Source organism: Arthrobacter sp. NEB 688 (genome assembly GCF_013201035.1).
Taxonomy (GTDB): domain Bacteria; phylum Actinomycetota; class Actinomycetes; order Actinomycetales; family Dermatophilaceae; genus Phycicoccus.
Genome location: NZ_CP053707.1, coordinates 3431694 through 3454621, shown reverse-complemented (window position 1 = coordinate 3454621; position 22928 = coordinate 3431694). Strand labels below are relative to the sequence as shown.

The 22928-nt window shown below is 74.2% G+C and carries 16 protein-coding genes and 1 riboswitch; of the genes, 8 read left to right on the top strand and 8 right to left on the bottom strand.

The genetic code is table 11. The features are described 5' to 3' along the window. The 4 genes from eccCa (at position 1) to HL663_RS16235 (ending at position 7869) form a co-directional block, all read left to right on the top strand. A complete protein-coding gene (gene eccCa, locus HL663_RS16250) occupies positions 1-3981 on the top strand; it encodes a type VII secretion protein EccCa (RefSeq protein WP_173029337.1) in 3981 nt (1326 codons plus the stop codon). 14 nt (positions 3982-3995) lie between these two features. Continuing rightward, positions 3996-4748, top strand: a complete 753-nt coding sequence (locus HL663_RS16245; protein WP_173029336.1) for a lysophospholipid acyltransferase family protein — start codon at positions 3996-3998, stop codon at positions 4746-4748. 353 nt (positions 4749-5101) lie between these two features. Then, complete coding sequence (locus HL663_RS16240) at positions 5102-6652, top strand: exonuclease domain-containing protein (protein ID WP_173029335.1); 1551 nt, start codon at positions 5102-5104, stop codon at positions 6650-6652. Between the two features lie 62 nt (positions 6653-6714). Next, positions 6715-7869, top strand: coding sequence for a DUF8606 domain-containing protein (locus HL663_RS16235; protein WP_173029334.1), 1155 nt, complete (start codon positions 6715-6717; stop codon positions 7867-7869). Between the two features lie 256 nt (positions 7870-8125). On the opposite strand, the gene HL663_RS16230 is transcribed toward HL663_RS16235, so the two are convergent. Genes HL663_RS16230 through HL663_RS16205 form a run of 6 tightly spaced genes read right to left on the bottom strand, consistent with a single transcriptional unit; the run spans position 8126 to position 14819 of the window. Next, positions 8126-8665: an NUDIX hydrolase family protein gene (locus HL663_RS16230; protein ID WP_173029333.1), complete on the bottom strand. Its 540-nt coding sequence runs from the start codon at positions 8663-8665 to the stop codon at positions 8126-8128. Beyond that, complete coding sequence (locus HL663_RS16225; RefSeq protein ID WP_286175722.1) at positions 8662-9540, bottom strand: ECF transporter S component; 879 nt, start codon at positions 9538-9540, stop codon at positions 8662-8664. The genes HL663_RS16230 and HL663_RS16225 overlap by 4 nt, the downstream gene beginning before the upstream one ends. Continuing rightward, a complete protein-coding gene (locus HL663_RS16220; RefSeq protein ID WP_216842602.1) occupies positions 9537-11180 on the bottom strand; it encodes an ABC transporter ATP-binding protein in 1644 nt (547 codons plus the stop codon). Before HL663_RS16220 ends, HL663_RS16225 begins: the two co-directional genes overlap by 4 nt. Further along, complete coding sequence (locus tag HL663_RS16215; RefSeq protein WP_173029332.1) at positions 11173-12294, bottom strand: CbiQ family ECF transporter T component; 1122 nt, start codon at positions 12292-12294, stop codon at positions 11173-11175. Before HL663_RS16215 ends, HL663_RS16220 begins: the two co-directional genes overlap by 8 nt. A 21-nt stretch (positions 12295-12315) precedes the next feature. Further along, on the bottom strand, positions 12316-13197 hold the full coding sequence (locus HL663_RS16210) for a hypothetical protein (RefSeq protein ID WP_173029331.1): 882 nt from the start codon (positions 13195-13197) through the stop codon (positions 12316-12318). Beyond that, positions 13197-14819, bottom strand: a complete 1623-nt coding sequence (locus HL663_RS16205) for a prenyltransferase/squalene oxidase repeat-containing protein (RefSeq protein WP_173029330.1) — start codon at positions 14817-14819, stop codon at positions 13197-13199. Before HL663_RS16205 ends, HL663_RS16210 begins: the two co-directional genes overlap by 1 nt. Before the next feature lie 110 nt (positions 14820-14929). Next, a riboswitch (cobalamin riboswitch) is annotated at positions 14930-15002 on the bottom strand. 313 nt (positions 15003-15315) lie between these two features. On the opposite strand from HL663_RS16205, the gene ileS reads away from it, so the two are divergent. Together ileS and HL663_RS16195 are read left to right on the top strand one after the other, a co-directional pair. Further along, positions 15316-18648, top strand: a complete 3333-nt coding sequence (gene ileS / locus HL663_RS16200; protein WP_173029329.1) for an isoleucine--tRNA ligase — start codon at positions 15316-15318, stop codon at positions 18646-18648. Positions 18649-18742: 94 nt separating this feature from the next. After that, positions 18743-19342 (top strand): GNAT family N-acetyltransferase, encoded by a 600-nt coding sequence (locus HL663_RS16195; protein WP_286175721.1) that lies wholly within the window; start codon positions 18743-18745, stop codon positions 19340-19342. 139 nt (positions 19343-19481) lie between these two features. Here HL663_RS16195 and HL663_RS16190 read toward each other — a convergent pair whose 3' ends face one another. Together HL663_RS16190 and HL663_RS16185 are read right to left on the bottom strand one after the other, a co-directional pair. After that, on the bottom strand, positions 19482-19859 hold the full coding sequence (locus tag HL663_RS16190) for a rhodanese-like domain-containing protein (protein ID WP_286175720.1): 378 nt from the start codon (positions 19857-19859) through the stop codon (positions 19482-19484). Next, the gene (locus tag HL663_RS16185; protein ID WP_173029328.1) at positions 19856-20326 is read right to left on the bottom strand and encodes a cysteine dioxygenase; all 471 of its coding nucleotides are present in this window, start codon (positions 20324-20326) and stop codon (positions 19856-19858) included. Before HL663_RS16185 ends, HL663_RS16190 begins: the two co-directional genes overlap by 4 nt. A 337-nt stretch (positions 20327-20663) precedes the next feature. On the opposite strand from HL663_RS16185, the gene HL663_RS16180 reads away from it, so the two are divergent. Together HL663_RS16180 and HL663_RS16175 are read left to right on the top strand one after the other, a co-directional pair. Continuing rightward, positions 20664-21467 (top strand): class I SAM-dependent methyltransferase, encoded by an 804-nt coding sequence (locus tag HL663_RS16180; protein WP_173029327.1) that lies wholly within the window; start codon positions 20664-20666, stop codon positions 21465-21467. Positions 21468-21519: 52 nt separating this feature from the next. Further along, complete coding sequence (locus HL663_RS16175; protein WP_502709033.1) at positions 21520-22911, top strand: bifunctional folylpolyglutamate synthase/dihydrofolate synthase; 1392 nt, start codon at positions 21520-21522, stop codon at positions 22909-22911. Positions 22912-22928: the final 17 nt, after the last annotated feature.

Here is a 22928-nt window from a genome sequence, read left to right as displayed (position 1 = left end):
ATGTCGGTGCCCGCACGCAGCGGCACGCGAGAGCAGGCACCGGAGGTCCCCTCGGGGCGCCTCGTGCTCCAGCCACCCCCCGAGATCACCCCGTCCGAGGGCGCCAGCGGCCTGCTCATGCAGGCCGTGCCGATGCTCGGGTCGCTGGGCTCGATCGGCTTCGTCGCGCTGTCGCAGCAGGGCGCCCGAGCCTGGCTCACCGCCGGGATGTTCCTCGTCGCCAGCGTCGGCTTCGTCCTCGCGAGCGGCCTGCGCCAGCGCCAGCAGCACTCGGCCGGCGTCCTCGCCGCGCGCCGCGAGTACCTCGCGTACCTCCAGGAGGTCCGCGGCACCATCCGCGACGCCGCGGCCCGCCAGCGCGAGGCGGCCCTCTGGGACTACCCGGACCCCGCCGCGCTGCCGGTCATCGCGGCGGAGGGCACCCGCGTCTGGGAGCGCCAGGCCTCCGACGTCGACTTCCTCCAGGTCCGGATGGGCACGACGTCCCAGCCGCTCTGCCTCGAGCTCGAGCCGCCGGAGACCCCGCCGCTCGCCCAGCTCGACCCCGTCGCCGCGTCGGCGCTGCACCGCCTCCTCTCGACCCACCGCGTCCAGCCCGGCCTGCCCGCCTCGGCGGCGCTGCGCGCGTGGCCGCACGTCGAGGTGACGGGGGACGCCGACCCCGCGCGCTCCCTCGCCCGCTCGCTCGTCCTCCAGGCGGCGATGCAGCACGCCCCCGAGGACCTGGTCATCGCCGCCCTCGTCTCGCGGGAGGCGCGCGCCGAGTGGGAGTGGCTCAAGTGGCTGCCCCACGCCCTCAGCCCGCGCGAGCACGACGCGGTCGGGCCGGTCCGCCTCGTCGGGGAGTCGGTGCACGATCTCCTGCCGCTGCTGCCGCAGGAGATCGTCGAGCGCCCGCGCTTCGGCCCGAGCGAGCGGGGCGCCCTGCCGCACGTCCTCCTCGTCGTCGACGGCGGGCACGTGCCGCCCGGCAACCCCGTCGTCACGCCCGACGGCGTCCTCGGCGTCACCGTCCTCGACCTGCCCGAGCAGTGGGGCGAGCTCGACTCCGGGACGACGCTGCGCCTGGCCGTCGGCCCGCGCACGACGAGCGGGCCGCGCGCCGGCACCGCGCCGCTCGAGGTCATCAGCCTCGCCCGCGGCGTGGCCCACGGTGTCGCGGACCAGGTCTCGACGACCCGCGCGGAGGCGGCCGCCCGCCGCCTGGCCCCGCGCTACACCGCCGACGAGCCCGAGGCCCGCGACGCGCTGAGCGCCTCCACCGAGCTCGTCGACCTGCTCGGCACCGGCGACGTCCGCGACTTCGACGTCGACACCGCGTGGCGGGCCCGGCTGCAGCGCGACCGCCTCCGCGTGCCGATCGGCGTCGACGAGAGGGGTCTTCCCGTCGCGCTCGACATCAAGGAGTCGGCGCAGCAGGGCATGGGCCCGCACGGCCTCGTCATCGGGGCCACCGGCTCCGGCAAGTCCGAGCTCCTGCGCACGCTCGTCCTCGCGCTCGCGATGACGCACTCGCCGGAGTCCCTCAACTTCGTCCTCGTCGACTTCAAGGGTGGCGCGACCTTCGCCGGGATGGCCGACATGCCGCACGTCTCGGCGGTCATCACCAACCTCGGCCAGGAGCTCACGCTCGTCGAGCGCATGCAGGACGCGCTCCAGGGCGAGATGACCCGCCGCCAGGAGCTCCTGCGCTCGGCCGGCAACTTCGCCAACGTCACCGACTACGAGCGCGCCCGCGCCGGCGGCGCCGACCTCGAGCCGCTGCCCGCGCTGCTCATCGTCGCCGACGAGTTCTCGGAGCTGCTCGCCGCCAAGCCCGAGTTCGCGGACCTCTTCGTCGCCATCGGCCGCCTCGGCCGCTCCCTGTCGATGCACCTGCTGCTCTCGTCGCAGCGTCTCGAGGAGGGGCGCCTGCGCGGCCTCGAGTCGCACCTGTCCTACCGGATCGGCCTGCGCACGTTCTCGGCCGGCGAGTCCCGCACCGTCATCGGCGTCCCCGACGCGTACGAGCTGCCGCCCGTCCCGGGCCTGGGCTACCTCAAGCCGGACCAGACGACCCTGACCAAGTTCAAGGCCGCCTACGTGTCCGGGCCGCCGAAGGGCCGTCGGCGCCGCGCCACGAGCGAGACCGGCGGCTCCGGGTCGTCCGAGATCCTCCCGTACACCCTCGCCACCGTCGCCGCGGGCCGGCGCGCCCCGGTCGAGGCCGCGGCCCCCGCCCCGCAGGAGACCGCCGAGGAGCGGGCCGTCTTCGACATCGCCGTCTCGCGGATGAAGGGCCACGGCCGCCCCGCCCACCAGGTGTGGCTGCCGCCGCTCGACGTCCCGAGCTCGATGGACCAGCTGTTCGGCGACCTGCGCGAGGACCCGGCGCTCGGCCTCACGAGCCCGTCGTGGCGCAGCCGCGGCGACTACGTGCTGCCCGTCGGCATCGTCGACCGTCCGCTCGAGCAGCGCCGCGAGCTCTTCGTCCTGCGCCTCGGCGGGGCCGGCGGCCACGTCGCCGTCGTCGGCGGGCCGCGCTCGGGCCGCTCGACGTTCGCCCGCACGCTCGTCACCGCCATCGCCCTGACGACGACCCCGCTCGAGAGCCAGGTCTACGTCCTCGACTTCGGCGGCGGCACGTTCACGCCGATGGCCAAGCTCGCCCACGTCGCCGGGGTCGCCAACCGCAGCGAGCCCGAGGTCGTGCGGCGTCTCGTCGCCGAGATCCGCGGCATCGTCGACGCCCGCGAGGCCTACTTCCGCGCGCAGGGCATCGACTCCATCGAGACCTACCGGCGCCGGCGGGCCGAGGGCCGAGTCGACGACGGCTACGGCGACGTCTTCCTCGTCGTCGACGGCTGGCCGACCGTGCGCGCCGAGTTCGACGAGCTCGAGGGGCAGATCACCGAGCTCGCGGGCCGTGGCCTGACCTTCGGCGTCCACGTCGTCCTCACGACCTCGCGGTGGATGGACTTCCGCAACCAGATCCGCGACGTCCTCGGCACCCGCGTCGAGCTGCGCCTCGGCGACCCGACCGACTCCGAGGTCGACCGGCGCGTCGCCGCCAACGTGCCCAAGGGGCGCCCCGGCCGCGGCCTGACGATGACCAAGCACCACTTCCTGGGGGCCGTCCCCCGGATCGACGACCGCGGCAGTGTCGACGACCTCGGCGACGGCGTCGAGGACCTCGTGACCCGCGTCAACGCCGCCTGGCAGGGTCCGCGCGGCCCGAAGCTGCGCCTGCTGCCCGAGGAGATCACCCTCGAGGCCGTGCGCGGGCTCGCCGGCCCGGACGAGCGCCGGCTCCTGCTCGGCGTCGACGAGGCCAACCTCGCCCCCATCGGCCTCGACCTCGCCGAGGAGCCGCACGTCTACCTCCTCGGCGACGGCGACAGCGGCAAGACCGCCTTCCTGCGCACCGTCGCCCACGAGGTCGCGCGCCTGCACACCCCGGACGAGGCGAAGCTCTTCGTCGTCGACTACCGCCGCGGCCTGCTCGGCGAGCTGCCCGAGGCGCACGTCGGCGAGTACCTGACGACCGAGGAGCAGACGGTCGCGGCCGTCGAGGGCATCACGGAGTTCCTCCGCACCCGCCTGCCCGGCCCGGACGTCACGCCCGAGCAGCTGCGCGCCCGCTCGTGGTGGTCCGGCGCCGAGGTCTACTTCCTCGTCGACGACTACGACCTCGTCGTCACCTCGTCCGGCTCGCCGCTGCGCCCGCTCGTGCCGCTGCTCGCGCAGGCCGGCGACGTGGGCCTGCACCTCGTCGTCACCCGCCGCAGCGGTGGCGCCTCGCGGGCGCTCTTCGAGCCGGTGCTCCAGAGCATCCGCGACCTCGGCAGCCCCGGGATCCTGCTCTCGGGCAGCCCGGACGAGGGGATGCTCATCGGTCGCGTCAAGGCGTCGCCGCAGCCGCCCGGCCGCGCGCGCATCGTCTCGCGGGACCTCGGCGACCAGGTGTTCCAGACCGCGTGGCAGCCTCCGCGCCACCGCTGACCTAGGCTGCCCGCATGGAGCCCGTGTACCGCCCCGTCATCCACGCGGCCAAGACCCTGTTCTTCCTCCAGGGCACCCGCTTCACCATCACCGGTGAGGAGAACGTGCCCCGGACGGGTGGCGCCGTCATGGCGATCAACCACACGTCCTACCTCGACTTCATGTACGCCGGCCTGCCGGCGTGGCCGCACCGCCGGTACGTGCGGTTCATGGCCAAGAAGTCGATCTTCACCCACGGCGTCGCCGGGCCGCTCATGCGCGGGATGCACCACATCCCCGTCGACCGGCACAACGGCGGCGACGCCTTCCGGCTGGCCGTGGCCGCGCTCAAGGCGGGCGAGATCGTCGGGGTCTTCCCGGAGGCCACGATGTCGCGCTCGTTCGAGCTCAAGGAGTTCAAGCCGGGCGCGGTGAAGATGGCCCAGGTGGCCGGCGTGCCGGTGCTGCCGACGACGATCTGGGGCGGGCACCGGGTCTGGACGAAGGACCACCCCAAGCGCCTCGGTCGCGCCGGCATCCCCGTGCACATCGCCGTCGGCGAGCCGATCACCCTCGAGCGCCGCGAGAACGTCACCGCCGCGACCGAGCGGGTCAAGGTGGCGATGCAGGCGCAGCTCGACGTGCAGCAGGCGGCCTACCCGACCCTGACCGGCGACGAGCTCGTCTACCTGCCGGCTCGCCTGGGCGGCGCCGCGCCGACCCTCGAGGCGTCGCACGAGGCCGACGAGCAGGACATGCGCCGCACCCGCGACAAGTTCACCGGCTGAGCCCGGACGTCGCGCCGGAGCATCCGCGTCGCCAGGGTGACGACGCGGTTCCTCCCCGGCATCGGGGATGCATCCGCGCCGTGAGGGAGGTTGCGCGCCGTCCTCCTGACCATGACGATCTCTGGCCACCGTCGCACTCGTCCTCTCCCATCTGCTCGGATGATGGATACCGCGTGGGGCGGGCGGTGGCAGGATGTGCGGTCCGTACCTAGCAGGGGGAATGCCACGTGGGCTTGCTGGACCTGTTCCGTTCTCGACGCGAACCGGCCACTGAGCCGATGCGACCTTCGTCCGGTGAGAGCGCTCGTCCGCAGGTCCCGCTGAGGTCCGACGCGGCTCAGCCGGCCTTCGCGGTGCTCGACGTCGAGACCACCGGGCTGGATCCGCATCAGCACCGGATCGTCGAGATCGCCGTCGTGACCACGGACGTCCGCGGCCGCGTCCAAGACGAATGGTCGACGCGGATCAATCCGCAGGGTCCTGTTGGGGCCAGCCACATCCATGGCATCAGCCAGGACGACGTCCGGGATGCGCCGACGTTCCCTGACGTCATCGGCGAGCTCAACCAGCGTCTTGCCGGGGTGGCGGTCGCCGCGCATCACGCACAGTTCGACCTGGCCTTCCTCCGAGGCGAGTACGTCCGCGCGGGGTGGGCCCTGCCGATCCTGCCCGCGCTGTGCACCCTGACGGCGTCCCAGCACTACCTGCCGCACCTGGACCGTCGGCGCCTGGCCGACTGTTGCTGGGCGGTGGGGCACCAGGTCGTCGGGGCTCACTCGGCCCTCGGAGACGCCCGAGCCACGGCGTCGCTGCTCGCCGCCTTCATGCACCCCGGGTCCGCGACCGCGCCGTTGCCGCAGCACCTCGACCTCCCCCGCCAGGGACGGGCCGTCTCGTGGCCGACCGGTCCGTCCGGACAGACCGCGACGGATCGGCGCGGTCCGGTCGTGCCTGCGCGGGTGCGAGCGACGTGGGCGGCACGGGCTGCCACGAACGAGCCGGCCGCCCTGGTCGACAGGTTCTCCCTCGGAGACGCTCTCGACGAGGGTGCGCCCGAGGGCGCGCTGGCCTACCTGGAGAAGCTTGCGGAGGTGCTCGAGGACGGAGAGCTGAGCACACAGGAGAGTGAGGACCTCGGGGCCGTCGCCACCACCCAGGACCTGACGGAGGAGCAGGTCGGCGCCGCACACCGCGCGTTCGTCGCGGCGCTGGCGCACGAGGCGCTCACAGACGGGAAGGTCACTCGCGCCGAGCGGGCTGAGCTGCACGCCGTGGCCGCGATGCTGCGTGTCGAGGCGGGTGTCGTCGCCACAGTCCTCGACGCAGCCGAGCGAGCACGGGTCGAACGACTTTCGACCGGTTTGAGGGAGCTACCTCCCGACTGGGAGCACGGGACGCCGCTGCGAGTCGGCGACAAGGTCGTGTTCACCGGATGCGACGACCACGAGCGCGATCGCCTCGAGGATCGATCCGAGAAGGTGGGGGTGCGCGTCATCAGCTCTGTCTCTGCACGCACCGCGATGCTCGTCAGCGACGGCTCCGTCGACGGGATCAAGGCGGCAAAGGCTCGCCAGCTCGGCACCCGGACAGTGGACCCTGCGCTCTACTCCGTCCTGTTGGAGCACCTCCAGCCCGCCGTACCCCGCGTGCAGGCTCCGGCGGTCTCAATCCGCTCGTCGCCACGAGCGGAAGCACCCTCCGACCGGTCTACCCAGATGGAGCCGGTCCCGGCGAGCGGGCCACGCGTCGAGCCCGCCGTCGTTCGTGCGTGGGCGCGAGTGCACGGGTTCGATGTGGGGGTGCGGGGCAGGTTGTCCACAGAGCTCCTCGTCGCGTATGCAGCGGCTCAGGAGTCTGCCTCGTCTGCTGCGTCGCCGGACGCTGTCGGGGACCGGCAGCTCTAGGGGCCGCAGCGTCGCCCTACGTTTCCAGAAGCCGTTTCCGAGTCGATACCCAGAGGAGACACGTGCCGATCTTCGAGGTCCAGCCCGGCGGCCTGATGCCTCTCGTCCAGACGTCCCTCGCCGCGGAACAGCTGTGGGAGCGCCGACATCTCCAGTCGTTCCTGCGACGGCACCTGCACGAGGTCGACGGCGCCAGCGACCTGATGGTCATCGCCGAGGAGTTCGCCGACTGGGCCGACTCCAAACGGCGCATCGATCTCCTCGCCGTCGACCGTCGGGGAAACCTCGTGGTGGTCGAGCTGAAGCGCGGCACCACGGGTGAGCACATGGAGCTCCAGGCGGTCCGATACGCCGCGATGGTGTCGACGGTGACTCTCGACCAGGCTGCACGAGCCTTCGCGCGCTTCCTCTCGTCCACCGGCGAGGTCACGGGGATGGAGGAGGCGCGCGAGCGCATCCTGCAGCACATCGACGCCGAAGATCCCGAGGAGGAGTTCGGCCGAGACGTCCGCATAGTTCTCGTCTCCGAGGACTTCTCGCTGGAAGTCACCTCGGCCATCATGTGGCTCAGCGCGAAGGGCGTCGACATCACTGCGATTCGCCTCGCTGTGCACCGGCTCGACGACCGTGTCCTGCTCGACTTTCTGCAGGTGATCCCCTTCAAGGGGGCCGAGGACTACCAGGTCAGGGTTCGCAACAAGGAACAGGCAGAGCAGGAGATCAGACGGAGCAAGGTCGACTGGAACGGCGAGTGGTACGTCGCGTACGGGGGTCGACCGTGGGATGAAGCGTTCAGGTACGGCTTCGTCAGCGCCGGTGGCGAAAGCCCGTCAGGACGCCTGTACAGCCGTGCTCTTGCCCGTCTCCCCGTGGGCGCCCGGATCTGGGTCCACGCCCCCGGCGTCGGCTATCTGGGAGTCGCGCAGGTGGATAGGCCCCCCGTTCCCTTCGCGGACTTCGAGGTCCGGACGAGTGAGGGATCGCGCCGGTTCTCCGTGATCACCGGGCATGAGTGGTTCGGGCCGGAGGAGGGAGACGCGACCGAGTACTTCGTCGCCGTGACCTGGCTCGACACGGTGCCGGTGGGGACTGCCGCTTTCAACGAGCCCGGTCTCTTCGGCAACCAGAACATCGTCGTGCAGCCGCGCGATCCGAAGTGGGCCCACACGGTGGATCGGCTCAAGGAGCGATTCCCCGGATGGGAGCGCGGGGCCTAGTGGGTCCCCGGGCAGGATTGTCGGCACCCGATGCGGCAACAACCCGGCCCGCCAGCGACAACCCCGTCACGATCCGACGTACGCAAGCGATCGGATCGGCACGCAAGAGGTCCCGCGGCTCCCGGATGCTGCGTGGCGCCGTGGGAGCTGATGCGCGCCGGAGCATCCGCGTCGTCACGGCGACGACGCGGTTCCTCCCCGGTATCGGGGATGCATCCGCGCCGGAGCTTCCGCGCCGTGGGTGTGACGGCTCGGGTCAGACGGAGTGGCCGAGGTGCGCGAGCGCCTGGCGCAGCAGGACGCCGTGGCCGCGGTCCATCTCGGCCTGGACGCCCGGGTCGAGCGCCTGCGCGGGCGTCAGCCAGGTGAGGTCGAGCGCGTCGTTCTGCGGGGCGCAGTCGCCGGCGACCGGGACGACGAACGCGAGCGAGACCGCGTGCTGGCGCGGGTCGTGGAACGGCGTGACCCCGGGCGTCGGGAAGTACTCCGCCACGGTGAACGGTTGGGGCGCCACGGGGATGCGAGGCAGCGCCACCGGCCCGAGGTCCTTCTCGATGTGCCGCAGCAGCGCGTCGCGGATGCGCTCGTGGTGCAGCACGCGGCCGGAGACGAGCTCGCGGCACACGCGGCCCTCGTCGTCCAGGCGCAGGAGCACGCCGAGCGCGGTGACCTCGCCGCGGTCGTCGACCCGGACGGGGACGGCGTCGACGTAGAGGATCGGCAGCTTCTGCCGGGCCGAGTCGAGCTCCTCGCGGCTCAGCCAGGCGGGGTCGCGGTCGAGCTCGAGGGGGTTCATGGAGGCGATTGTGCCAACTGGTCGGTCGTCCGCGACCGGGGGCTCGCCGGGGTGTCCGCACCCGCGGCCTCCTCGAACGCGACGGGGGCCTCGAAGGCGGCCCGCCGGGCGGCGCGGCGCAGGGCCCCGAGGACCGGCCGGGCGGTCACCGACACGAGGACGACGTTGGTCAGGGCGCGCCCGAGGTCCCACCCGAGGCTCGTCGCGAGGCTGAAGACGACGAACCGGTGCAGGTTCTCGAGCAGGGGCGCCCCGGGGACGAACGACAGGCCGCCGCCCGTGCCGGTCGAGAACGGCCAGAACGAGAGGTTGAGCAGGAAGCCGTAGGCCAGCCCGGCGAGCGCGCCGTAGGCCGCGAGCAGCACGATCTCCGCCTTGCCCCGGGCCCGCGGCAGCAGCCCGGCGCCCATCCCGACCCACGCGGCCCCGAGCATCTGGAAGGGCAGCCAGGGCCCGACGCCGCCGGTGATGAGCGCGGACGCGAAGAGGGTGACGGCGCCCTGGACGAAGCCGAACCCGGCGCCGAACACCCGCCCGCCGAGCACGAGGAGGAAGAACACCGTCTCGAGGCCCGCGGTGCCGGCACCGAGCGGGCGCAGGGCGGCGCCGACCGCCGAGAGCACCCCGAGCATCGCCACCGCCTTGACGTCCATCCCGCCCTCGGCGATCTCGGCGAGGACGACGGCGAGCAGCAGCGGCAGGACGAGCGCGAAGACGAGGGGCGCGTCGGCCGAGTGGGCGAGGCCGGAGGAGGGGTCGACGAGCAGCGGCCAGCCGAAGGCGATGAGCCCGGCGACGCTGACGAGCGCGACCGCGACGGTCGAGCGCGGGCGCATCCGGATGGCGCGGCCGGTACGCGGCCCGGCGGCGCTCACCGGGCACCCGCCGGCAGGGCGGCGCGGACGGCGTCGACGGTCAGCCACGGCCCGGGCCGCAGGACCTTGGCGACCTGGGGCGCGAACGCGGGGGAGGAGACGACGACCTCGGCGGTCGGGCCGTCGGCGACGACCTCGCCGGCGGCCATGACGACGACCCGGTCGGCGACCTCGGCGACGAACTCGACGTCGTGGGTCGCGACGACGACGGCCCGGCCGCGGGCGGCGAGGTCGCGCAGGGTGGCCGTCAGCGCGGCCTTCGCGGTGGGGTCGAGGCCGCGGGTGGGTTCGTCGAGCAGGAGGACCGGCGGGTCGGCGGTCAGCTGCACGGCGAGCACGAGCGCGAGCTTCTGCCCCTCGGAGAGGTCGCGCGGGTGGCGGTCGGCGGGGATGCCCGGGGCCAGCCGCTCGAGCAGCCCGGCGCACGTCCCGGCCGGGACCGCGCTCTCGCGGTCGGCCTGCGCGCACTCGCCGCCGACGGTGTCGAGGTAAAGCAGGTCGGTCGCGGTCTGCGGGACGAGACCGACGACGGCCCGGCGCCGGGCGGGCGAGAGCTCGGCGGGCTCGACGGGCGTGCCGGATGGCCCTGTGACCTCGACCCGCCCGGACGTCGGCCGGGTCGAGCCCTGCAGGGCCCAGAGGAGGCTCGACTTGCCCGAGCCGTTGCGGCCCATGAGCGCGGTGACCGCCCCGGCCGACAGCCCGAGGTCGACACCCGCGACGGCGATGACGTCGCCCGGATGACGCACGACGACGCCCGCGGCCCGCAGCAGCGGCGCGCCGTGCTCCGGCCCGGGCGAGAGAGGCGCGGGCGCGTCGGCCAGCTCCGAGCGCAGCCCGCGCGCGGCCCGCCGGGCGTCGCGGACCGAGAGCGGCAGCGGGCGCCATCCGGCCCAGCGGCCGAGCTCGACGACGGGGGAGGCGATGTCGCTCCACTCCATGACCTCGGCCGGCTCGCCCGCGCGCACGACGCCGCCGGCGCCGACGTGCAGGACGCGGTCGGCGTAGTGCAGCACCCGCTCGACCCGGTGCTCGGCGACGACGACCGTGACCGCGAGGTCGTGCACGAGCCGGGTGATGGTCGCGAGGACCTCCTCGGCGCCGGTGGGGTCGAGGGCGGAGGTCGGCTCGTCGAGGAGGATGACGCGCGGGTGGGCCGTGAGCACCGACCCGATGGCCACGCGCTGCTGCTGGCCGCCCGAGAGCTCGCGCAGGTTCGCGCCCCGCAGCTCGGGGATGCCGAGGACGTCGAGCGTCTCCTCGACGCGCTTGCGCATCGTCGTCGCCGAGAGCCCCAGCTGCTCCATCCCGTAGGCGAGCTCCTCCTCGACGGTGTCGGTGACGAAGCCGGCGAGGGGGTCCTGGCCGACGACCCCCACGAGGTCGGCGAGGTCGCGCGGGCGGTGCTCGCGGGTGTCGCGGCCGTGCAGGAGCACACGGCCGCGCAGCGTGCCGCCGGTGAAGTGGGGGACGCGCGCGCACATCGCGCCGAGGAGGGTCGACTTGCCGGACCCGGTACGCCCGACGACGAGCGCGAGCTCGCCCTCCTCGACGACGAGGTCGACGTCGCGCAGGACGGGGGCGTCGGCGCCGGACGGGGTCACGGACACGGACTCGAGGACGATCGCGTGGTCAGACACCGGCCATCTCCCGGGCGCCGCGCACGGGCACGCGCGACGGCGGTCGCGGCGGCTCGGGGGTGAGGAACGCGGGCAGGGCCGCGACGAGCAGGCCGACGACGGCGAGCAGCGGCAGGGCCGGGACGCCGAGCGGCTCCAGGGGCATCGCCAGGGCGTCGGGGGTGGTGCGGCCGACGACCGTGAGCACGGCGGCGGGCACGACGCCGCAGGCGACGGTCAGCCACTCCGGGCCGCCCCAGGGGTCGGGCCGGTAGGTCGTGGTGCGCACGTGCCGCCCGCCGAGCCAGAGGCCGGCCAGCGCGAGCGCCAGACCGACGACGAGCGCCGGCGTGCCCATGAGCGCGGGCGTGGACGCGTCGAGGACGCCGTAGAGGCCGACGGCGCTGAGCAGCAGCCCGAGCAGCGTGACGCCGCCGGTCACCAGCCGCTCGCGGGGCGCTGCCGCCCCGCTGCGGCCGTAGCCGCGCGAGTCCATCGCGGCGGCGAGCAGCAGCGAGCGCTCGAGGGTGTCCTCGAGCACCGGCAGGGCGATGGCGGGGACGGCGCGGATGCCCTTGCGCGTCTCGCCCCGCAGGTCGCGGGCCCGTCGCACGCGCTGCACCGACTCGGCGAGCTGCGGTGCGACGGAGACCGACACGACGACGGCGGCCCCGACCTCGTGGAGCGCGGTGGGCAGGCTGCGCAGCAGCCGCTTGGGGTTGGCGAGCGCGTTCGCCGCGCCGATGCACGCGATGATGACGGCGAGCCGGAGCCCGAGCGTCGCGGCGCCGAGCAGCCCCTCGAGGTAGACGTCACCACCCACCTGGATGCCCGCCGCCCACGACGGCAGCGTCGCCTCCGGCAGCGGCAGGACGCGGACGGTGCCGTACTTGAGGCCGACGAGGACGTGGAGCACGACCCGGACGACGATGATCGCCATCCCCAGCCAGAGATAGAGCCGGAAGGCCCGCGCCCACGGCGAGGACCCGCGGCGCGCCGACACGACGAGCGCCGCGACGGCGAGGGCCAGCAGGAGCAGCAGCGGGTTGGTCACCGCGCTGACCGCCACGGCGAGCCCGACCGCCCATCCCCACCAGGCCGCCGGGTGGACGGCGCGGGGGAGCGATCGGGTCACCGGGGCATCATCCCAGCCGGCTCAGCCCGCGCGGCGGCGCGAGACCCAGAGGGCACCGCCACCCACGAGCAGGACGAGGGCCGCGCCGACGGCGAGCGTGCCGAGCGACCCGCCGGAGTCGGCGGCCTCGGTGCTCGTCGGGGCCGCGGCCAGGCTCGGGGTGTCGGACGGCTCGGCGCCCGGGGTCGCCGCGGCCGTGGCCGACGGGGACGCCGACGCGCTCGCCGAGGCGGCGCCCGAGGGCGTCGCGGACGCCGAGGCCCCCGGCGTCGGGGCCTTCGTCGTGGTCGGGGCCTTGCTGCTCGAGGCCGAGGAGCTCGAGGACGTCGACCCCTTCGTCGACGACGAGCCCGACGTCGTGCGCGGGGCGCTCGTCGTCTTCCTCGGGGTCGAGGTGGGCGTCGAGGTCTTCTTCGGGATCGAGGTCGGCTTCGGGGTCGACGTCACCGTCTTCGCCGGGGGCACGGTGCCGGGGGCGCCGCCGGAGCCGAAGCTCCAGCCCTCGACGCTGCCCGGCTTCGGGTCGTAGGACCCGGCGCCGAGGCTGCTGTAGGTCCACGAGCCGCCCCGGGGGGCGTGGAAGTAGGCCCAGTAGGCCGAGGCCGGCGGGGTGGTGACGCACCCGACCGAGCTCGGCGAACCGTTGATGCGACAGACGAACCCGGGCTGGCGCTGCACCTGGGTCACCGAGAAGCCGGCCTTCGCGAGGGCGTCGAGACCGCTCGTCGGGTCGCCCGGGGCACAGGCCACGGTCGTCGAGGAGCCGAAGTCGACGACGACGGTGACGCCGGTGGTGCCCGAGCAGGCCGCGGCCGAGGCCGGGGCCGCCACCGCGACGGCCCCGGCGGTGGCCAGGGTCGCCGCGGCGGTGACCGCGAGGAGGCGGGTGAGGAGGCGACGCATCAGGCGTGCGCCCCCCGACGGCCGCGGGAGAGGGCGACGGCGACGCCGCCGAGGACGAGCAGGACGAGCCCGACGAGCACCGGCAGGAGGGGCTCGGAACCGGTCTGGGCCAGCGACCCGGTCGGCCCCGCCGCGACCGGGGCGTCCGTCGAGGTCGAGCCGGAGCCCGAGCCGGCCGTCGTGGTCGGGGTGCTCGTCGAGCCGCCGCCCGAGGTGGCGGTCGGCGAGGCCGAGCCCGTCGGGGTCGCGGTCGGCGAGGCCGGGGCGCAGGCGTAGGCCGGGGCCTCGGCGTCGGCGCCCGTGGCGGTCACCGTCCCGAGCGGGGTGCCGGACAGGGCGAGGAGCGCCTGGGCGGTGGACCGACGGTCCTGGTCGCCCGGGACGGCCTCGGAGCCCGCCTCCTCCTGGGCGTCGTAGGCCGCCTGGTCGTAGGCCACGCCACCGCGGAGGGCGGCGGGGAAGCCGCAGCCGTACTGGAGGTCGGTGAGGTAGCCGACGGCGGCGCGGGCCTGGGCGGTGCGCCCACCGGCGAGGAAGGCCTGCCCGGCGAGGCCGGTGCTGTTGGCGTTGACCCCGGAGGTGGGTCCGCCGCCACCCACGGCGCCGCTCGCGTCCTGGCGCGAGGCGAGGTAGTCGAGACCGGCGTTCGCGGCGGACGCGTGGCCACCGACGGCGAGCAGGGCCTGCACGGCCATCGAGGTCGCGTCCGGGTCGGCGTCCGCGACGTCGGTGCAGCCCTCGTCGCTCTCGTACAGCTTGAACGCGCCGTTGGCGCACTGCTGGTCGAGCAGGTACTGCACGGACTGGGCGGTGACCGGCTCCCCGGCCCGGGAGAGACCGATGAGCGCGAAGGACTGGCCGAAGGTGTTCGCGGACTGCGTGTACTTCGTGATGTCGGTGAAGCGTCCGTTGTCCTGCTCCAGGCCCTGGAGCGTCGCCACGAGGTCCACCCCGCCGAAGGCCGTGGGGTCCACCTGCTGGGCCACGGCGACGTTGAGGAGCTTGGCCACGGACCCCGCACCGACCTCGGTGGGGTCGCCGAAGCCGGTGTAGTCGACGAAGTGCTCGGCGAGGGTCTGGGTCGCGAGCGCGGCCTCGTCCTGGCCGGTCCCGGCGGCGTCGAGCGCGAGGACGGCGTCGGCCGTCACGCCGTAGTCGGGGTAGTTGACACCGTCGAACTCGACGGAGAGCACGTGGCCCCCGGCGCGCAGCTGCTCCTCGAGGTAGTTGGCGCCCACGAGCACGGGGTCGGTCGAGGTCGCGGGGCCCTGGGCGGCCGCGACGCCGTAGCGGCGGGCGTCGCCGCCGGGGACGACACCGGTCGCGGCCTCGTCCGTGGGGGAGGCCGAGGGCGTCGGGGAGGCCGGCGGCGTCGTGGCCGACGGGCCCGGCTCGGCGGTCGCGGTGGCCGAGGGGCTCGGCGCGACGGTCTCCGAGGGGCTCGGTGCCGGGGAGGCGTCCGGCGTGGCGGTCGCCGACGGCGAGCCGGTCGGGGTCGCGCTGGTGGAGGGGGAGGGCGACGCGTCGTCGGCGTGGGCCGCGACGGGGGCGCCGACGAGTGCCGCGGAGAGCAGCAGGGCCCCGAGCGCGCGGGCGCCGGGACGGAGCGTGGTGGGGGACATGGGGCCTTCCTGAGCGGTTCGTGACGAACGCCCGACCCACCGGGACACCCCGGCACCCGGGCTCCGTCCCGCATTCCTCGACGGGTGTGATGGAGCCGCTCGCGCCCGCTGGGCATTCCGACTCGTCACCCTCGCGGGTGACCTACGGCTGCGGGACAGTGCCGGACTCGGACCGGCTTCCCCCAGGCGGGTGCGTGTGGTGTCGCGCTTACGTGCGACGCGGTGAGCCTACCCCCACGGGAACTCGGTGGGTACCACGCGCCGGGCCCCGGTAGGATCACGCCCACAGGCGCTCGAGCCGTCATCAGCGGCGAGCCTCCGGAAGAACGGGACGCGAGTCCTCACTAGACCCGGACGTCGGGGTCACGTCACGACCTGGTGCAAGAGCGGTCGCCCCCGGGCGGCAAACGAGGTGGTACCGCGGTGGTGCCCGGCGAGCAGCCGGTGCCGTCGTCCTCGGCCAGGACGAGCCGACGACCCCGCAGGAGCAGCCCCGATGACCTACCCCCAGGTGTCCACGACCGGCGACCACATCGGTGCGGCCTTCGGCGTGCCCGCGAGTCCGCGCCTGCCCGAGGTCGAGGAGGCGGTCCTCGCGCACTGGGCGGCCGACGACACCTTCCGCGCCTCGGTCGAGCAGCGCGACCCGGGGGAGCGCGGCGAGAACGAGTTCGTCTTCTACGACGGCCCGCCCTTCGCCAACGGCCTCCCGCACTACGGCCACCTCCTGACCGGCTACGTCAAGGACGTCGTCCCGCGCTACCAGACGATGAAGGGCCGCCGCGTCGAGCGCCGCTTCGGCTGGGACACCCACGGCCTCCCGGCCGAGCTCGAGGCGATGCGCCTCAACGGCATCAAGACGACCGACGAGATCCTCGAGCTCGGCATCGAGCAGTTCAACGCGGCCTGCCGCGAGTCGGTCATGAAGTACACCGGCGAGTGGCGCGACTACGTGACCCGCCAGGCGCGCTGGGTCGACTTCGACCACGACTACCGGACGATGAACGCCGACTACATGGAGTCGGTCATCTGGGCGTTCAAGTCGCTCTACGACAAGGGCTACGTCTACGAGGGCTTCCGCGTCCTGCCCTACTGCTGGAACGACGAGACGCCGCTGTCCAACCACGAGCTGCGGATGGACGACGAGGTCTACCAGAACCGCCAGGACCCGTCGGTCACGGTCGGCTACCTCCTCGACGACACCGGCACCGACCCCGTCCTCGACGGCGCGCACCTGCTGGTCTGGACGACGACGCCCTGGACGCTGCCGAGCAACCTCGCGGCGATGGTCGGCTCGGACATCGAGTACGTCGTCGTCGAGGCGCCCGTCCCGGGCACCGACCGCACGGCCCGGTACGTCCTCGCCGAGGCGCGCCTGCAGGCGTACGCACGTGAGCTGGCCTCCGCCGAGGGCGAGTTCACCGTCGTCGGTCGCTACCGCGGCGCCGACCTCGTCGGACGCACCTACACCCCGCCGTTCTCGTACTACGCCGGCCACGCCAACGCCTTCCGCATCGTCGCCGCCGACGACGCCGTGACGACCACCGACGGCACGGGGGTCGTCCACACCGCCGGCGCCTTCGGCGAGGTCGACAAGGAGGTGACCGACCGCGAGGGCATCGAGGCGGTCATGCCGGTCGGCAAGGACGGCCGCTTCACCGCGCCGGTCGCCGACTACGAGGGCGTCCAGGTCTTCGACGCCAACGCGCTCGTCATCGACCACCTCAAGGCGGCCACCCGCGGCGAGGGCCCGACCGGGGCGGTCTCGCCCGGCACGGTGCTGCTGCGCCGCGAGTCCTACGACCACAGCTACCCGCACTGCTGGCGCTGCCGCGAGCCCCTCATCTACAAGGGCGTCGAGTCGTGGTTCGTCGAGGTCACCGCCGTCAAGGAGCGGATGGTCGAGCTCAACCAGCAGATCACCTGGACGCCCGAGCACGTCAAGGACGGCCAGTTCGGCAAGTGGCTCGAGAACGCGCGCGACTGGTCCATCACGCGGAACCGGTTCTGGGGCAGCCCGGTCCCGGTCTGGAAGTCGGACGACCCCGCGTACCCGCGGATCGACGTGTACGGCTCGTTCGAGGAGCTCGAGCGCGACTTCGGCGACCTGCCGCGCGACCGTGACGGCAACCCCGACCTGCACCGCCCGTTCGTCGACGAGCTGACCCGCCCGAACCCCGACGACCCGACCGGCCGCTCGACGATGCGCCGCGTCGAGGACGTCCTCGACGTGTGGTTCGACTCCGGGTCGATGTCGTACGCGCAGGTCCACTACCCCTTCGAGAACGCGGACTGGTTCGCGGGCACCGAGACCCAGGACGCGCACTTCCCGGCGGACTTCATCGTCGAGTACATCGGGCAGACGCGCGGCTGGTTCTACACGCTGCACGTCCTCGCGACGGCGCTGTTCGACCGGCCGGCGTTCCGGTCGTGCATCAGCCACGGCATCGTTCTCGGCAACGACGGCCAGAAGATGAGCAAGTCGCTGCGCAACTACCCGGACGTCCGCGAGGTCTTCGACCGCGACGGCGCCGACGCGATGCGCTGGTTCCTCATGTCGAGCCCGATCCTGCGCGGGGGCAACCTCGTCGTCACCGAGGAGGGCATCCGCGAGGGCGTCCGGCAGGTCATCCTCCCGCTGTGGAACGTCTGGTACTTCTTCTCGCTCTACGCGAACGCGGCGAACGGCGGCGCGGGGTACGAGGCGCGCTGGTCCACGGAGTCCACCGACCCCCTCGACCGCTACCTCCTCGCCAAGCTGCACGACCTCGTCGTCACCGTCGAGGCGCAGATGGACGCCTCCGACGTCCCCGGCGCCAGCGAGTCGGTGCGCCAGTTCGTCGACGTCCTGACCAACTGGTACATCCGTCGCTCGCGGGAGCGGTTCTGGGACACCGGGTCCGGTGACTCCGCCGCGGCCGAACAGGCGTTCGACACGCTCTACACGGCGCTCGAGGTGCTGACCCGCGTGGCCGCGCCGCTGCTGCCGCTCGTCACCGAGGAGATCTGGCGCGGCCTGACCGGCGGCCGGTCGGTGCACCTCGCCGACTGGCCGGTCGCGGCCGACCTGCCCTCCGACGACGCGCTCGTCGCGGCGATGGACCAGGTGCGCGCGGTCTGCTCGACGGGCTCCTCGCTGCGCAAGGCCGAGGGGCTGCGCGTGCGCCTGCCGCTGCGCGACCTGACCGTCGTCACCGCCGACCCGCAGGGCGTCGCCCCGTTCACGGCGATCGTCCGTGACGAGCTGAACGTCAAGGGTGTGACGGTGCTCGACGTCGCCGAGGCGCACGAGTCCGACTTCGGCATCTCGCAGCGCCTGAGCGTCAACGCCCGCGCGGCCGGTCCGCGCCTGGGCCGCGACGTCCAGGTGGCCATCAAGGGGTCGAAGTCCGGCGACTGGTCGGTGGCCGACGACGGCACCGTCACCTCCGGCGGGCTCGCGCTCGTCGAGGGCGAGTACACGCTCGAGACCGTCGTCGAGGGTGGCGCCGGTGGCTCGCTGGCGACGGCGATGCTGCCCGGCGGCGGCTTCGTCGTCCTCGACACCGAGGTCACGCCCGAGCTGGCCCGCGAGGGCATCGCCCGCGACCTCGTCCGCGCCGTGCAGCAGGCCCGCAAGGACGCCGGGCTCGAGGTCGCCGACCGCATCCTCCTCGAGGTGTCCGGCGACCCCGAGGTCGACGCCGCTGTCGAGGCCCACGGCGCGCTCGTCGCCGGCGAGACGCTCGCCGAGCGGGTCGACGCCCTCGACGCGCCGGACGGCGAGCGGGTCGTCGTCGTCACCGTCGGCGACGGCCACAAGGCGCACGTGCGGGTCACCCGCCGGTGACCTCGGCCCCCGCCCGGCCCGGCGCCGTCCCCCGGAGCCCCACGAGTATCGGGTCACCCGATACGGCCGCGCTTCACCCGGGAACGGTTCCTGGGTGAAGCGCAGCGGACCCGGGGAGGGCGGGGCGGATCCGGCTGACGACGGCCGGGTCACCGTGCTGTCGTGGCCCGCGGTCCCGCCGGCCGCCGGGCGGGTGCGGCTGCGGGAGTTCGGTGTCGACGACCTGCCGATGGTGCTCGACCTCGCGACCGACCCCTACGTGCCGGTCATCTCGACCCTGCCGGCCGGGGCCGACGACGCCGATGCCCGCGCGTACCTCGAGCGCCAGCACGGCCGGCTCGCGGAGGGGCGCGGCTTCAGCTTCTGCGTGGCCCTGGACGCCACCGACGAGGCGGTCGGCACGGCCGGGCTCTGGGTTGACGACCTCGCGCACGGCCGTTTCCGCGCCGGGTACACGGTCGCGCCGTCGTGGCGGGGCCGCGGCCTGGCGACGGACGCGCTGCGGGCGCTGACGACCTTCGCCTGGACTCTCGAGGTCGCGCACCGCGTCGAGCTGTACGTCGAGCCGTGGAACACCGCGTCCCTCGCGGTGGCCGAGCGAGTCGGCTACGAGCGCGAGGGCCTGCTGCGCGGCCACCACCGCCTCGGCGGCCGGTGGTGCGACATGCTCCTCCTCGCATCCGTCCGTCCCTGACCCCCCGCGCAGACCCCACCCCGCGCGTCCCCCGCGTATCGGGTCACCCGATACGGCCGCGCCTCACCCGGGAACCGTTCCGGGGTGGGGCGCGCCGTCGTCGGGTGAGGCGCCGTCCACCGGGCCCCGGCCGCGCCGGTCAGCGCTCCGGCAGGCCCGCCGCACGCCACGCCACGAAGCCGCCGTCCACGTCGGCCGCGCGCAGCACCCCGACGTCGCGCAGCGCCGCGGCGGCCAGCGAGGACGTGTAGCCCTCCTGGCAGATGACGACGACGCGCAGGTCGTCCCGGGCGATCGGCAGCGCGGCGTCGTTCGTGGCGTCGAAGCGCCACTCGAGGACGTTGCGCTCGACGACGAGCGCCCCCTCCGGCTCGCCCTCCTCGGCGCGCTGGGCAGCAGGCCGGATGTCGACGAGCACGGCCTCGCCGGAGGCGATCTCGGCGTGGGCCTGCTCCGGGGTCAGGCGCTCGATGCGGTCGCGCGCCGCCGAGAGCAGGAGGTCGACGCGGCTGGTCACCAGGCCTCCGCGGTGCGGGTGACGACGGGCTCGAGCACCCCGTCATGCTCCTCGTAGTCGGTCATCGACGCCAGCCGCGGGGCGTAGACGTGGAGCGAGACCGCCGGGTCCGGGCCCTCGTTGGAGACCCGGTGGACGTACTGGGCGCCGAAGCCGTGGCCGTCCCCGCGCCGGTGGACGTGCCGCAGCCCGCGCACGAGGCCGTGGGCGGCCGTGCGCTCGACGAGGGCGCCCTGGAGGACGACGAACGCGCCCGAGCTGCCGCCGTGGTCGTGCCACTCGGTGTGCTGGCCGGGCAGCCAGGTGAGCAGCCAGGCCTCGTGCCCCTCGGTCGCGAGGAGGCGGCGGTAGTACCGACGCTCGGGGTCGAAGTCGACGGCCGGGCGCCAGAGCGCGGGGTCGGCGGCCAGGCGCCGGGCGGCGTCGAGCGGGGTGGTCAGGGTGCGGGGACGGGCGATGACGGTCATGGCGAGGTCCTTCGGGCGTTGCGGGTCGGGGGAAGGGCCGCCGCGGCGCGCGAGGGCGCGGCCGTCGGGCGACGGGGGAGGAGCGAGGAGGTGGGATGAGCGGAGCGGTCAGCGCGGACAGCGGCGCCCCGCCGGTGCGGTCACCGGGCAGGACGACGGTCGGGACGGGCTCATGGAAGGACCGTACGACGAAAACCGCGGGTTATGCAATCCATAACCAGAGATTCGATGTGCGCCGGTAGCCGACGTCGTCCGGGGCTGTCGCCGGGATGGCTCGCCGGCGTAGCGTGACGGGTTGCCCGAGGACCCGCGCGCGGTCCGCCGGCGAGGAGGACCGATGGCTGCCGACGAGGTCGAGGGTGCCCGCACGTTCCGGCAGCCCGGCGAGGTGTACGACCTGTTCATGGGCCGCTACTCCCGGGCCCTGGCCCCGGTGTTCCTCGACGCCGCCGGCGTCACCGGACCACCCGGGAGCGCCCTCGACGTGGGCTGCGGCCCCGGCGCGCTGACCGAGGCGCTCGTCGCCCGGCTCGGGGCGCCCGCCGTCACGGCCGTCGACCCGTCCGAGCCCTTCGTCGCCTCGTGCCGCGCGCGCTGCCCGGGCGTCGACGTCCGGGCCGGTCGGGCCGAGGCGCTCCCCGTCGAGGACGCCGCCCATGACGCGGCCCTCGCCCAGCTCGTCCTGCACTTCGTCAGCGACCCCGCCGCGGCCGCGGCCGAGATGGTGCGCGCCGTGCGCCCCGGCGGCACCGTCGCCGCCTGCGTCTGGGAGTTCTCGGCCGGGATGGAGATGCTGCGCCTGTACTGGGACGCCGCGCTCGCGGTCGACCCCGACGCGCCCGACGAGGCCCGCACCCTGCGCTTCGGCCGCCCCGGCGAGATCACCGACCTGTTCACGGCCGCCGGCCTGACCGACGTCGAGGAGGGCGTCATCGGGGTCGGCTCGACCTACCGTGACGTCGACGAGCTGTGGTCGGGGTTCCTCGCGGGCATCGGGCCGGCGGGCAGCCATCTCCTCGGTCTCCCGGAGGAGCAGCGGGCCCGGGTCCGGGCGGGCGTCGAGGAGCGGCTCGGTGCCCCGACCGGTCCCTTCACGCTCGCCGCGACCGCCCGGTGCGCGGTCGGCCGCCGGCCCGCGTGAGCGCCCGCCGGCCGGGTCCCGCGGGGCGCCCGGGATGCGGGAGGATGGAGCGGTGAGCCCCGCCCCCGATGCCGCCCAGCGCGACGCCGCGCACGCCCTCGAGGTCCGCAAGCGCCTCCGCGAGGTCGAGGAGTCCATCCTCGCCCGCGCCCCCGAGCACGACCTGCAGCCCTCGCTCGACCGCATCGCCGCGGTCATGGAGCTCGTCGGCGACCCGCAGCGCACCTTCCCCGTCGTCCACGTCACCGGCACCAACGGCAAGACGAGCACGGCGCGCATCATCGAGTCGGTGCTGCGCGAGATGGGCCTCAAGACAGGCCGGTTCACCAGCCCCCACCTGCACTCGATGCTCGAGCGGATCGCCGTCGGCGGTCGCCCGGTCGACGCCGAGCGCTTCCTGGCGGCCTACGACGACGTCATCCCCTTCGTCGAGATCGTCGACGCGCGCTCGGCCGCCGAGGGCGGCCCCCGGATGACGTACTTCGAGGTCCTCGTCGCCGTCGCGTACGCGGCGTTCGCCGACCTGCCCGTCGACGTCGCCGTCGTCGAGGTCGGGATGGGCGGTGCCTGGGACGCGACGAACGTCGTCGACGCCCCGGTCTCGGTCATCACGCCCATCGACGTCGACCACCGTCACTTCCTCGGCGACACCCCCGCCGAGATCGCCCAGGAGAAGTCCGGGATCATCAAGGTCGACGGCATCGCCGTCTCGGGCGTGCAGGAGGACCGCGACGCGGCCGAGGTCCTCGTCGACCGCGCGACCGAGGTCGGCGCTCGGATCGTGTTCGAGGGCAACGACTTCGGCGTGGCGGCCCGCGAGGTCGCCGTCGGTGGCCAGCAGCTCTCGCTCAAGGGCCTGGCCGCCGAGTACCCCGACCTGTTCCTCCCGCTGCACGGCGCCCACCAGGCCCAGAACGCGGCGGTGGCGGTCGCCGCCGTCGAGGCCTTCGTCGGCGGGGGCGAGCAGGCGCTCGACATCGACGTGCTGCGTGCCGGCCTCGCCGCGGTCGAGTCGCCCGGTCGCCTCGAGATCGTCCGCCGCAGCCCCACCGTGCTCGTCGACGCCGCGCACAACCCCGCCGGGGCGCGGGCGCTGCGCGACGCGATGTCCGACGCCTTCACCTTCGTCAAGCTCGTCGGGGTCGTCGCCGTCATGGCCGACAAGGACGCCGCCGAGATGCTCGAGGTCCTCGAGCCGCTGCTCGACGAGGTCGTCGTCACCCGCAACTCCTCGGCCCGCTCGATGCGCCCGCGCGCGCTCGGCGAGCTGGCGGCCGAGATCTTCGGCGAGCACCGCGTCACCGTCGTCGACGACCTGCCCGACGCGCTCGACCGTGCGGCCGGCCTCGCCGACGAGGGCGGCGTCGCCGGTGGCGTCCTCGCGACCGGCTCGGTCGTCACGGCCGCCGAGGTGCGGATGCTCCTCGGCACGACCGACGTCTGAGCCGGCGGAGCCGGGGG